This window comes from Vibrio sp. SNU_ST1, assembly GCF_030563405.1.
Taxonomy (GTDB): domain Bacteria; phylum Pseudomonadota; class Gammaproteobacteria; order Enterobacterales; family Vibrionaceae; genus Vibrio.
On record NZ_CP130748.1, the window covers coordinates 2536511 to 2550124 of the forward strand.

Annotated in this window: 11 protein-coding genes; 2 read left to right on the forward strand and 9 right to left on the reverse strand. The window is 43.8% G+C overall.

Annotated features, from left to right (window positions below; genetic code table 11):
* Nucleotides 1–24 precede the first annotated feature (24 nt).
* Nucleotides 25–2373 (forward strand): PilZ domain-containing protein, encoded by a 2349-nt coding sequence (locus Q5H80_RS11085; protein WP_304564783.1) that lies wholly within the window; start codon nucleotides 25–27, stop codon nucleotides 2371–2373.
* A 300-nt stretch (nucleotides 2374–2673) separates the two neighbouring features.
* Here the strand turns inward: Q5H80_RS11085 and serB are convergent, their stop codons facing one another.
* Entirely contained in the window at nucleotides 2674–3654 is a 981-nt protein-coding gene (gene serB, locus Q5H80_RS11090) for a phosphoserine phosphatase (protein ID WP_304564784.1), read from the reverse strand.
* A gap of 109 nt (nucleotides 3655–3763) precedes the next feature.
* Here serB and Q5H80_RS11095 point away from each other — a divergent pair, with 109 nt between their 5' ends.
* Complete coding sequence (locus Q5H80_RS11095; protein ID WP_304564785.1) at nucleotides 3764–4375, forward strand: YtjB family periplasmic protein; 612 nt, start codon at nucleotides 3764–3766, stop codon at nucleotides 4373–4375.
* 95 nt (nucleotides 4376–4470) lie between these two features.
* Here the strand turns inward: Q5H80_RS11095 and deoD are convergent, their stop codons facing one another.
* The 8 genes from deoD to prfC form a co-directional block, all read right to left on the reverse strand.
* On the reverse strand, nucleotides 4471–5190 hold the full coding sequence (deoD, locus tag Q5H80_RS11100; RefSeq protein WP_009847519.1) for a purine-nucleoside phosphorylase: 720 nt from the start codon (nucleotides 5188–5190) through the stop codon (nucleotides 4471–4473).
* Nucleotides 5191–5253: 63 nt separating this feature from the next.
* Nucleotides 5254–6474, reverse strand: a complete 1221-nt coding sequence (locus tag Q5H80_RS11105; protein ID WP_304564786.1) for a phosphopentomutase — start codon at nucleotides 6472–6474, stop codon at nucleotides 5254–5256.
* 76 nt (nucleotides 6475–6550) lie between these two features.
* On the reverse strand, nucleotides 6551–7879 hold the full coding sequence (gene deoA / locus Q5H80_RS11110) for a thymidine phosphorylase (RefSeq protein WP_304564787.1): 1329 nt from the start codon (nucleotides 7877–7879) through the stop codon (nucleotides 6551–6553).
* A gap of 239 nt (nucleotides 7880–8118) precedes the next feature.
* Nucleotides 8119–8895 carry a deoxyribose-phosphate aldolase gene (gene deoC, locus Q5H80_RS11115; RefSeq protein ID WP_048605645.1) on the reverse strand — a complete coding sequence of 259 codons (777 nt, stop codon included), beginning with the start codon at nucleotides 8893–8895 and terminating at the stop codon, nucleotides 8119–8121.
* A gap of 533 nt (nucleotides 8896–9428) precedes the next feature.
* The gene (locus Q5H80_RS11120; RefSeq protein ID WP_304564788.1) at nucleotides 9429–10691 is read right to left on the reverse strand and encodes a NupC/NupG family nucleoside CNT transporter; all 1263 of its coding nucleotides are present in this window, start codon (nucleotides 10689–10691) and stop codon (nucleotides 9429–9431) included.
* Between the two features lie 204 nt (nucleotides 10692–10895).
* Nucleotides 10896–11726, reverse strand: coding sequence for a TatD family hydrolase (locus tag Q5H80_RS11125; RefSeq protein WP_304564789.1), 831 nt, complete (start codon nucleotides 11724–11726; stop codon nucleotides 10896–10898).
* Nucleotides 11707–11874, reverse strand: coding sequence for a hypothetical protein (locus Q5H80_RS11130; protein ID WP_304569425.1), 168 nt, complete (start codon nucleotides 11872–11874; stop codon nucleotides 11707–11709). The genes Q5H80_RS11125 and Q5H80_RS11130 overlap by 20 nt, the downstream gene beginning before the upstream one ends.
* 93 nt (nucleotides 11875–11967) lie before the next feature.
* Nucleotides 11968–13548: a peptide chain release factor 3 gene (gene prfC, locus Q5H80_RS11135; RefSeq protein WP_304564790.1), complete on the reverse strand. Its 1581-nt coding sequence runs from the start codon at nucleotides 13546–13548 to the stop codon at nucleotides 11968–11970.
* Nucleotides 13549–13614 lie beyond the last annotated feature (66 nt).

Below are 13614 nucleotides of genomic sequence, written 5' to 3' on the forward strand. Positions count from 1 at the left end.
ACCATCCATTCTAACAAGAAAAGTATGCAGCAATCTGAAATTCTATCTGTAGCAGAACGACTTATTCCGGCCTACCATGCCGAAGATTTCGAATTCCTTCTTTCTCAAATGACAGAAGGCGAATCTCCGTCTCTAAAACTGCTCGTTAAAATGGAACTGAATCGTATCATGGCTCCGTGCACAAAGAGCATTGATTTACGCGGGCGTATTGATAATGAATGTCATCAATTCACGCTAGACGAGCGTAAACATTGGCTTGATGACATAGCTTTGAACGCGTATCAACGTGGTACTAAAAAATTTAAAGGTTATACCGAGGGCGTGTGGGAGTTAGTAATGACACCTCGCATTCAACCTCTTCGTAATATTGTTAAGACATCCTCTCAAGATGACCACGATATCACTAACGCTGATAGCCCCTATGAAGCAGAAGCCATTAACCTCGGTTACGATTTAAAACGTAAAGAAAATAGGCTCAAAATTAGCTCACAGGTTGAAATCACCACACCTAAAGGACAAAGCCTATATGGTGTGACGGTTGATATTTCTCCGTCAGGTGCAAAGTTCAAGGTACCAAGAGCGTTTAAATACAACCTAGGGGAAATCATCAGTGTTAAATTCACTGAGCTTGTTGAGAAGTCACTAGAACCCGATGTTAATGAGGCGGTTAAATTTCGTATTCTGGGTATTGATGAATCCTACGAGAACAATGCAGTCAAATTTTTAAGATGCATGAGAATCAGCGATACAACGAGTGTGGCTCGTTTACTCGATGAATCTCTAAATAGTGTCAGCAAGAAAACCAGCCATGAGAATCAAGATAGGCTCATTCGAACGCGAACTCGCGGTATTGAACACACCTATCTAAAGTACACCTGTAATCTCCCTCTATTCTTCAGTGGTAGTGAGTTGAAGCTCGCCCTACTTACGGATAACAATCATCCCCAATGGCAATACTGGCATGATGAGCGTAACCAACAGGCTCTGGGCACTTTGTTCAACGAACAACGTATGAACTTACTCGCTAAGCCTGGAGTGAAGGGAACCAGTAACGTTATCTACTCTTTTACCCATGAACATAAAAATAAGACCTTGTTCTACTCGATGATGCTGCCTGAAGCTTCTCGTGAAGAGAGGCAACTGTTCTGGCACATCGGCGGTAAACGTAAAAGTTGGAAGGCGTTCAAATTCTCGGTTTTCGAATTATCCGACTCTGAGCGACAAGCCTTAGCTGAGCATTCAGATACGCTTGCTCAAAGCTCAGCGCAACTGACTCATTGCGGTATCTTGCAAGAGATCGGTGATCACGAAAGTGCAGCCGATTATCTATTAAGTGAAAAACCACGCATTCCAAGCAGTGACCTTAATCGCTTTCGTCATCCGCGAACGGTGGTGGGGAACATTCAAAGTATCTACTTTGATTCCCAAAGTCGTCGTAAAGAACCGAGATATAGCTTTAAATCGCCAATTCAACTCACATCACAAGATAGCCCAACAATAAACGGACACACTGTAGACATATCAAAACGTGGCCTAAGCATTACCCTTGAACACCCAATGGTACTCAAAATTGATGATCCGGTTGTGGTGAACTTCAATGAACTGCAACTCTATGATAAAAACTTGCCATTAAGCACAGTGCCTTACCATGTAATTCGTGTAAGCCCGAACGGTTGCAACGTTCAATTGGTTATAACCGAGAATGCAAAAACAATGCGTACCATCGCCTTCCTCAATGGGCTTATCGATCAGAACCAAAGTAAGCTAAATAAGAAGCAAGAAATACTGCCCACCGATTCACTGCTTAAATCTCTGCACACTGTTTTGCTTAACAAAATGGTCAGTAATCCAATCTTCATTGATAAGCCGGGCTCAACGTTGCGTTGTAAGCTCATTGGTGTGAACTTCCCGCTGAACAAGCACCTAGCGTTACTCGCTAAACTTGGGCACAACCAAAAGTTCTCACTCGAACCTATTTTTAAAGGTCACTCTAATTCACTATTAGCTGAGCCACTGAAAAGAATTGAAGGTGCAGAGCCAAAACATCATGACGTATACATTGCAGCGATAAAGTTTGGTAACAAGATTCAATCTGTGCATACTAAGTTGGTTAAAGACTTTGCATCTACGAAAGAACGTATTTCGTTCATCAAGAACGCGCAAGACCTGGGTGATGTGTATGTACTTCGAGTCACTACCGCACCTATCTTTAATCCATTAACCAGCTTGTTCCAATCAGACTTAGCCGAGCTTTCGCGCATCAGTATGCACCAAGCGAAGAAGTTAGAGAGTGAGGTCACCGCTTTTATTGGTTATGGTGAGATAGAAGACATTACCGATGAAGTATTGATTCGATTGGAACTCTCGCACTAAATAACCAGATCAACTTATCGGTTTGTAGATTTATCGGATTTAAAAATAGAAAAAGCAGGCTCATCACCTGCTTTTTTTGTCTCTCCGTTATACCAATCACAGTAAGTGCTCATAAATAGCGTAGGAAAAAGGCTTGAGAACAAGGCAGCTCTTGTCGATAAGAAGTTTCGATAAGTAGTTATTCTACATTCAAAATTTCTAACGCAGTTATTGAGCGTTTTAACCAGCTAGGATGACCAGTTATTTACTACGATTGGTATTACATTACGCTAAATCACTAATAGCACTTAGATAGGAAACCTAAGGTTTAGCTTGCCAGCTGATTTTTTGCTGCTTAGCTAATACACCTGACAAGATACAAAGCACCCCACCTAAGCCAGCATAACGTACAGCAGTTTGAGCTTGTTGTTCAACTTTCGGTTTTGCATGGTAAGCAATCCCTAAACCGGCAGACCCCATCATAACTAAGTCATTGGCACCATCACCCACGGCAACGGTGTTATGCAGTTCCAGTTCATACTCTTCAGCAAGTTCTACCAAGATATCCGCTTTGCTCTGTGCGGAAACAACATCGCCTAATACTTCACCTGTCAGTTTTCCGTTAACGATTTCGAGAATATTTGCCTGTGCATGGTCAAGTTCAAGCGTATCTTTTAAGTAATCAGAGAAGTATGTGAAGCCACCAGAAGCAATCGCCGTTTTCCAACCAAGCTTATTCAGAGTATTCACCAGCTCAACCAAGTCTGGCATGAATGGCAGTGACTGACGAACCTGTTCTAAGATAGCTTCATCAGCACCTTTAAGTGCCCCAACGCGTTGACGCAGGCTCTGTTCAAAGTCGATCTCGCCTTGCATCGCACGCTCTGTGATTTCAGAAACTAACTCTCCTACTCCTGCGAGCTTTGCTATCTCATCAATGCATTCAATTTGAATTGCTGTGGAGTCCATATCCATCACGATCAAACCTGGCTTAGATAAGTCTGGGACCTCGCTAAGGCAAGCATAATCAAGCTTCAGTGCTTGTAAAATTTCTTCGTGTGCAGGGGTTAAGTTCCCTGACATCAGTGCCACTTCATAATGTCCCACCTTCCACGTATCGAGGATGGTGTTGTAGGTACCAGTGAAAAAGTCGATGTCATCGAATGATTGTGGAGATAGGTACTCACCGAACACAATCCAATTGGCTTTAGATTTAGCGAGTTGAGAAGCGAAACGTGTCTCGGGGAGTCGGGTTAATAATGTCGTATGCCTTTTAATCGGCAGATATTTCTGAGCGTCCATGTGTATGATTCCTAATTAACTATGCTAAACGTTAACCTATTGCAATTTGAAAACGCAAGTCTCAATATGTCTTAATCATAACATTTGTTTATTTCAGGCTTCGTGAAACATGAATGAATCATTGTTCTCAATACGTAACGCTTTACGAGTACTAGCCCTAATTCTGTTGGCTGCTATGTTCGTGGTAACAATTAAAAACACAGTAGTGATCAGTAAAGGTAATGAGAAGATCCAAGCAAAACAGTTGGAAACGCTGACCAAACTACTGATCTCACAGGCATCACTTTCAGCCAGTAAGATGATCATTCAGCAAGACCAAGAGCGCCTGCTAGAGCTCACTAACCAACTGTCTCAGGATCGATTGGTATTTGATACCACCATCTACGATGCAGAAGGGATCCGACTGGCCTCGAGTGAAAAAGCACTCTCGGTACGCGAGGTTCTTGGCTTAGACACACCTCTTTCAACGGCAAGTATCGGCAGGCAGCAACTCGTTGAACCTATTTACTCTCCAGAGAGTACGATCATTGGCTTTATCCGCGTGACTTTTGAGACAGGCAAAATGACAGCTATTTCTGATCATCACTACCGTAAGAGCGATCGCTACATGATCGGTATGGTCTTAATGGGGTTTGTCAGTGGCGTGTTGTTCATCATGCTTATTCGTAAAAGAAAGGCTAAGTCCGGAGAGAACTGGCTGCTTAAAAATGTAAGCTCTTAACGGCTTACTTTAAGACATCCAAGAAAAAGCCCCGAAGCTCAGGCAGCTAAGGGGCTTTTTGTTATCTGTTAGCTTATCAAGCTATAGAAAAATAATTAGTCTTGGTCACCAAGGAGCACAGAGTCTAGTGCGATAACCATCATGTCGTTGAAAGTCGTTTGACGTTCATCTGATGTTGTTTGCTCACCAGTTTTGATGTGATCAGAAACAGTACAAATAGTCAGAGCTTTTGCGCCGTATTCAGCACACACACCATAGATACCCGCCGCTTCCATCTCTACGCCGACAATGCCGTACTTGTCCATGACTTCGAACATTTCAGGATCTGGTGTGTAGAACAACTCAGCCGAGAATAGGTTGCCAACCTTTACGTCTACACCACGCGCTTTTGCTGCATCTTCAGCAGCACGCACCATTTTGTAATCCGCAATAGCCGCGAAGTCATGCCCTTTAAAGCGAATACGATTCACTTTTGAGTCGGTACACGCCCCCATGCCGATAACCACATCGCGCACTTTGATATCTTCGCTTACTGCACCACAACTGCCGACACGAATGATCTTTTTCACACCAAAGTCTTTGATCAGTTCCGTCGCGTAAATAGAACAAGATGGGATGCCCATACCATGTCCCATTACTGACACCTTACGACCTTTGTAAGTCCCCGTGTAACCAAACATGTTACGAACATCACACACCTGAACCACCTCTTCTAAGAAGGTTTCAGCAATGTATTTAGCACGTAGCGGATCGCCTGGCATTAGAACAACGTCAGCGAAATCACCCATTTCAGCATTAATATGTGGAGTAGCCATTGAAAATATCCTTAATCTCAAAACAAAAAAGAAGAGAGAGGTTTCCCTCTCTCTAGCTAACTATTATAAAAAGCTTGTACCGTAACCCATTGGCGATGTACCAAAGTATGACGCTAAGCTTTGACCGATATCAGCGAAGGTATCACGACGGCCTAGAGAGCCAGCAGGAACCTTGTTACCGTAAACAATCACTGGGATATGTTCACGAGTATGGTCTGAACCCGGCCATGTTGGGTCACAACCGTGGTCTGCTGTTAGGATAAGCACGTCATCTTCTTTCATCATATCGATGATTTCATTGATACGGCCATCGAAGTACTCAAGCGCAGCTGCGTAACCTGCAACATCACGGCGGTGGCCGTAAGCTGAGTCGAAATCAACGAAGTTAGTGAACACGATAGTGTTATCGCCCGCTTCATTGATCGCTTCTTTGGTTGCTTCAAATAGCGCAGGAATACCTGTTGCTTTGGTTTTCTGACTGATGCCACAACCTGCGTAAATATCAGAGATCTTACCGATTGAGTGAACGTTACCGCCCTTCTCATCAACCAGCTTCTGGAGAATAGTCGCCGCTGGTGGCTCAACAGAAAGATCACGACGGTTACCTGTACGCTCAAACTGACCTTTACCAGCACCAATAAACGGACGAGCGATAACACGACCAATATTGTAGTCAGCTAGCTCTTCACGAGCGATCTGACAAAGGTCTAATAGGTTTTGTAGGCCGAATGTCTCTTCATGACAAGCGATCTGGAAAACAGAGTCTGCAGAAGTGTAGAAGATTGGCAAGCCAGTCTTCATGTGTTCTTCACCTAGGTTATCTAGGATTTCAGTGCCCGATGAGTGGCAGTTACCTAAGAAGTCAGATAGACCAGCACGCTCAAGAATGCGGTCAGTCAGTTCTTTTGGAAAGCTGTTCTGTTTGTCGGTGAAGTAGCCCCAGTCAAACAGTACCGGTACACCTGCGATTTCCCAGTGACCTGATGGCGTGTCTTTACCAGAAGACAGCTCAGCAGCGTGACCGTAAGCGCCAATGATCTCAGCGTCTGCATCCATACCAGGAGCAAAGCGACCTGTAGACTCTTTGTGAGCCATAGCTAAACCTAGCTTAGACAGGTTTGGCAGCGTTAGTGGACCTTTACGATCCGCATTGTCTGCAAGGCCTTGATCACAATGGTCAGCAATGTGACCCATTGTGTCTGAACCTACATCACCGAATGTGTCCGCATCTGCTGTTTCGCCGATACCGAATGAATCTAAAACTAAAATAAATGCTCTTTTCATTTTCTTCACCAACTTATTGCTCTTTGCACCAGAACTCTGTTTCTCGGTATACACGAGGTATACCGATATCTATTATTTACACGTCTTCAGAACGAATCTGACGGTAAACATCTGGCGTTGCTGTATATTCTCCGCCCACAGTGATTGCATTTTGTAATGCTTTTGCAGCTTCTTGCCACTGTTGTTCATTGCGAGCATGAATCATTGCTAATGGCTTATCATCACTTGCTACTTCACCAAGGCGAATGAAGCTATCAAAACCGACTGCGTAATCAATGCTGTCTGTTGCTACGCGGCGACCACCGCCCATACCAACTACAGCCATACCAATTGCACGCGTATCCATTGCTGATACTACACCGCTTTCTAGCGCGTACACTGGTTTAACAATTTCTGCTTTTTCTAGGTAGTTATCGTAGTTCGTTACGAAATCAGTTGGACCACCAAGGCCCGCTACCATTTTACCGAAGCACTCTGCTGCTTTACCGTTATCCAGTACTGCCATCAGTTTTTCACGCGCTTCGTCTGAATCTTTTGCAAGGTTACCCAGAACCAGCATTTCAGCACACGATGCCATCGTAATTTCTAGCAAACGAGGGTTACGATATTCGCCGGTTAGAAATTGAACCGCTTCACGTACTTCTACTGCGTTACCCGCTGAAGAAGCCAGAACTTGGTTCATGTCCGTTAGGATTGCCGTAGTTTTAGTACCCGCGCCGTTTGCTACTGCAACGATAGATTTTGCTAACTCTTCAGACGCTTCGTAAGTCGGCATGAATGCGCCTGAACCTACTTTTACGTCCATCACTAAAGAATCAAGACCAGCAGCCAATTTCTTAGACAGAATTGAAGCTGTGATCAACGAGATGTTGTCGACTGTTGCCGTGATATCACGAGTTGAGTAAACACGCTTATCAGCCGGTGCTAAATCGCCAGTTTGGCCGATGATCGCTACGCCAGCTTCTTTGGTTACAGCACCAAATACATCGTTGGTTGGGGTAATATTGTAACCAGGGATAGATTCAAGTTTGTCTAGCGTACCGCCAGTGTGGCCTAAACCACGACCAGAGATCATTGGAACGAAACCACCACATGCTGCCACCATAGGGCCAAGCATTAGAGAAGTTACGTCACCAACACCACCAGTAGAGTGTTTATCAACGATTGGGCCATCAAAGTTCATGTGGCTCCAGTCAATCACCATGCCTGAATCACGCATTGCACACGTCAGTGCGATACGTTCTGGCATCGTCATTTCATTAAAAAAGATAGCCATTGCGAATGCTGCAATTTGACCTTCAGAAACCGTATTTTTAGCCACGCCTTGAATGAAGAAGTTAATTTCTTCAGTCGTTAGGACTTCACCATCACGTTTTCTGCGAATAATTTCTTGAGGTAAATACATTAGTGCCTCCCAAACTCTAGTGAGTATGGTTTGTAGGGAAAGAGGTAATATGGAGTGACTTAACGCCACTCCATCAAACAGACTTGTTATTATCAATACTCTAAATATTTGGCGTTGCAGCTAGGCGACTATTCTCTTGAAAGAAAATCGAAGTTCATTCCTATGAGCATAGAGGCTCTATGTGATTAAGATGAACTTACGCAGTCAACAACGCTGCGGCGTCAAATATGACGAGTAAATTAGTACGCTGCTGGATCAGCAGTTTGGTCTGTCACTTCTAATGTATTAAGAAGGTTAGTTAGTAGGCTTGAAGCGCCAAAACGGTAGTGCATGTTGTCTGCCCACTCAGCGCCTAGTAGCTCATCAGCCATTGCTAGGTAAAGTGCTGCATCTTCAGCAGTACGTACGCCACCAGCAGGTTTGAAACCAACTGTTTTAGCAACGCCCATGTCACGAATAACCTCAAGCATCATGCGCGCGAACTCTGGAGTCGCGTTTACTGGCACTTTACCTGTTGAAGTTTTGATGAAGTCTGCACCTGCTTCGATACAGATTTGAGAAGCTTTCTTGATCAGTGCTTCTTCTTTAAGTTCACCTGTTTCGATGATCACTTTAAGCGTGATGTCTCCACAAGCGGCTTTACACTGTTTAACTAGCTCAAAACCCACTTCTTCGTTGCCAGCAATAAGAGCACGGTATGGGAATACTACGTCAACTTCGTCTGCGCCGTACGCTACCGCTGCTTTTGTTTCAGCAACAGCAATTTCGATGTCGTCATTACCATGAGGGAAGTTAGTTACAGTCGCGATGCGTACTTCTGGAGTACCTTGCTCACGCAACGCCTTTTTAGCTGCTGGGATGAAGCGAGGGTAAATACAGATTGCAGCGGTGTTGCCAACTGCAGTCTTCGCGTCATGACAAAGTGCCACTACTTTTTCAGTAGTATCGTCGTCATTTAGCGTAGTTAGGTCCATAAGTTTAAGTGCACGTAGAGCTGCTGCTTTTAAATCGCTCATTTCTATCTCCGATCAATATATTCAAATAGTTAACTACTTCGCCATCCATCCAGTATAGATAGATATTTTAGTCATGCTCAGTAGTCACAAATGAACGGACTTGGTTCCCTGAAGACTTGATAACTTTCACTATCAATTGCAATCCTTGTCACCGCACAGTACCAGTTTGGTCTATGGCACAACAAATCAGTCATGTTGTGTCTAACATTTATAGTGTATTGCTAATATAGCGTATTGCTAAGTTTGGCTTAATCCCAGAAGAATAACGTTCGAGTTAATCTCAATGTTATTTTCTTGCCAACAGAGACATCCTATCCCTTTAGCTAATACATTATAGGTATCCATCAATAAATTGTAGTGCTCCTTAGAACGCAAACGGTTTGTATCTCAAAAAAACATTCTAGACCCTACATTGAATCCAAGCACATGCTCATGCTAAAAAATCACTAGGCCTAAAAACTAAAAAAGCCCCGTAGCAATTTCTTGCTACGGGGCGATATTATTATGGCGTCTATATCTCGATTTCTAATGAATTAGAAAGATAGGAAGAAGCCAGCAATTGTTGCTGCCATCAGGTTAGATAGAGTACCAGCAATAACCGCTTTAACACCCATACGAGCGATGTCGTGGCGACGGCTTGGTGCAATACCACCTAGACCACCTAGAAGAATCGCAATTGAAGAAAGGTTTGCGAAACCACATAGAGCGAACGAGATAATTGCTTGAGTCTTAACAGACATTACTTGACCAGTCGCTTCAACGATTTGAGCGTTGTCACCGATGTATGGTACGAAGTTTAGGTATGCAACGAATTCGTTAACAACTGTCTTCTGACCAATGAAAGAACCAGCAATAGTTGCTTCTTCCCATGGCACACCAATGATGAATGCTAGCGGTGCGAAGATCCAACCTAGAAGAAGTTCTAGAGTTAGGTTTTCCATACCGAACCAACCACCGATGCCACCTAGGATACCGTTGATTAGGGCAATAAGACCGATGAATGCTAGTAGCATTGCACCAACGTTAAGAGCTAGTTGTAGACCAACTGATGCGCCACCTGCTGCTGCATCGATAACGTTAGCTGGTTTGTCATCGCCACCGTCCATATCGTCAGCGATGTTATCGTCTGGCGTATCTGTTTCAGGCTTGATGATTTTAGCGAACAGTAGACCACCAGGTGCTGCCATGAATGACGCTGCAACTAGGTATTCTAGAGGTACACCCATAGATGCGTAACCTGCTAGTACACCACCAGCTACAGAAGCCAAACCACCACACATTACTGCGAATAGTTCAGAGTTAGTCATTTTAGGAACAAATGGACGAACAACTAGAGGTGCTTCTGTTTGACCAACGAAGATGTTTGCTGCTGCAGACATTGACTCGGCGCGAGAAGTACCTAGAGCTTTCTGAAGACCACCACCTAGAACTTTGATTACAATTTGCATTACACCAATGTAGTAAAGTACAGAGATAAGTGCAGAGAAGAAAATCAGAGTTGGTAGTACTTGGAAAGCAAAGATGAAACCGATACCGTCAACTGAGAAGTTAACTAGGCTGCCGAATAGGAAACCAGTACCGTCTTTACCGTAGTCGATCACGTTTGCTACACCAGCAGAGAAACCTGCAAGTAGATCACGACCCCAAGGGATGTAAAGTACGAATGCACCAAGTGCGAATTGGATAGCGAAAGCGCCACCCACTGTTCTTATGTTAATAGCTTTGCGGTTGTCAGATAGTAGTACTGCGATTGCAATCAGTACGACCATACCGACTAGGCTCATAAACAGGCTCATAGTTTATGACTTCCTTATTAGTTATTTATTGGCGTGTTACAAAATGGGGCTATAAAGCGGAGGCAATTATACTCATGCGACCACTAATAAAGTAATGCAGTCCTCACACTTTCGTAGAAGATTCATGTACCATTCACACGCAAATGTGAGCCAAATCACAAGCCAAGTGCAATTTACGCAAACGATAAACAAAAACCTTCGATTTTATTCACATATACCGAATGCTCGATGGCTATTTTGCCAAATTTGCGCTGCAACCGATTGCTTCGGTTCTTTTCTAAGCAAAAATAGTTCATTTAAAATCACCACTAAATACTTGGAATGATTAACATTTCCTTGTTTTCCATGCATGGGCATATCCGGGGCATCCGTTTCTAATACCAAGCACTCAAGAGGCAGTTTTGAGATAGTGGTGCGTGTTTTTTGTGCTCTTGGGTAAGTAATCGTTCCACCGACACCAATATAGAAACCAAGCTTGATCCACGCTAAAGCCTGCTGTTCGCTCCCTGAAAATCCATGAATCACGCCACCTAAAGTAAATTTATGCTGCTTTATTAGTTCAATAAGTCGATTAAAGGACTTCCTTTCATGGATGATTAAAGGCAGCTTAAACGCCTTAGCTAGCTCTATTTGTTGGATGAAAAAACGCTCTTGTTTCTCCTGAACAACATCGACAAAAAAGTCGAGACCACACTCTCCTATCGCAACGCATTGGCTGTTTTTTAATGAGAGTAATTGACGAAGCTCTGAGAATTGCTCGTCACTAGCTTGCTCCAAAAAGTAAGGGTGGAAACCTAACGCGTAGTAAACATTTGGGTGGGATTCCGCAATTTTCTCAAGCTTATGCCAGTTATTTTGACCGATAGAAGGAATGAGAAACTTCTCAACTTGTGCCTGTTGGGCTTCTTTAAGGTAGCCATCAATACTTTGATCAAGTGTAGTTCCCTGATCAACGACAATATTTTGCTCAAACGCCTCAAAATCCGCGTGGCAATGAGTATCAAACAGCGGAAAGTCACTTATTTTCGATGTCATCTTCCCTGCTCTCTGTTTGTTTTCCTTGAGGTTCGCGACGATACGCAACACAGCTGCGCTTGTTTTCAGGCGTTAAGCCAAGCTCTTCACACCACTTATCGTATCTATTAATACAAGCTTTTATCCAACCGAACATACTCATGCTCAAATCTCAGTCTCCATCCTCAAATAACACGTATAAAAAAACGTCTATTGCAGAACAATAGACGTTTTTGTTTAACTCTAATAGAGCGCAGAGTAATTAGTGCTCGCGCGTCGCTCGGAATTGAACTTCTGGGAAACGTTCAGAAGCTAGGTTCAAATTCACCATAGTCGGTGCAATGTAAGACAGGTTATCACCACCATCTAACGCTAGGTTAGCTTGACTCTTACGTTTGAATTCTTCTAATTTCTTAGCGTCATCACATTCAACCCAACGAGCTGTAGCAACGTTTACACCTTCGTAAATCGCTTCAACGTTGTATTCCGCTTTTAAGCGCGCTACAACCACATCAAACTGAAGTACACCAACTGCACCAACGATCAAATCATTATTTTGCAAAGGACGGAATACTTGTACTGCGCCCTCTTCTGAAAGCTGAACTAAGCCTTTTAGAAGTTGCTTCTGCTTCAGTGGATCACGCAGACGGATACGACGGAATAACTCAGGTGCGAAGTTAGGAATACCAGCAAACTTCAAGCTTTCGCCTTGTGTAAAGGTATCGCCAATCTGAATTGTGCCGTGGTTATGCAGACCAATGATGTCACCCGCGTATGCTTTTTCAGCACGAGCACGGTCACCCGCCATGAAGGTTACTGCATCTGAGATACTGACGTTCTTACCAGTACGAACATGGTTCATCTTCATACCTTGGTCGTAAGTACCCGATACGATACGCATGAATGCGATACGGTCACGGTGTTTTGGATCCATGTTTGCTTGGATCTTAAAGACGAAACCAGAGAACTTCTCTTCAGTAGCTTCAACATCACGCTCATTCGCTTGACGCGTTTGAGGTGCTGGAGCCCATCGAGTTAGGCCGTCAAGCATGTGGTCAACACCAAAGTTACCTAATGCAGTACCGAAGTAAACCGGCGTTAGTTCACCCGCAAGGAACAGTTCGAGATCAAACTCAGGACATGCGCCGATAACCAATTCGAGCTCTTCACGAACGCTGCTCGCAAGATCTTCGCCAACAGCTTCGTCTAGTTCAGGGTTATCTAGACCTTTGATGATACGAACTTCTTGGATCTCATGGCCGTGACCAGATTCATACAAGATCGTTTCATCACGGTGAATGTGGTAAACGCCTTTAAACTCTTTACCACAACCGATAGGCCAAGAGATTGGAGCACAAGCCATACCTAGCTCGCTTTCCACTTCATCTAGCACTTCCATTGGGTCACGAACATCACGGTCAAGTTTGTTCATAAACGTTACGATTGGTGTATCACGTAGACGCGTTACTTCCATCAATTTACGAGTACGATCCTCGACACCTTTCGCAGCATCGATAACCATCAAACAAGAGTCAACCGCTGTTAACGTACGGTACGTATCTTCCGAGAAATCTTCGTGTCCTGGAGTATCGAGTAAGTTTACTAGGCAATCGTTGTATGGGAATTGCATTACCGACGTAGTTACCGAGATACCACGTTCTTTTTCCATCTCCATCCAGTCAGATTTAGCGTGCTGGTTAGAGCCACGGCCTTTTACGGTACCCGCTTTTTGAATCGCGTTTCCGAATAAAAGAACTTTTTCAGTAATCGTGGTTTTACCCGCATCCGGGTGAGAGATAATTGCAAACGTTCTACGTTTGCTCACTTCTTGTTGGAAAGACATAGTCGCCCTTTGCTGATCTAAAGCGTAAAAAGGGCAAGTAGATAATACTTGCCCTTGAATTCTGTG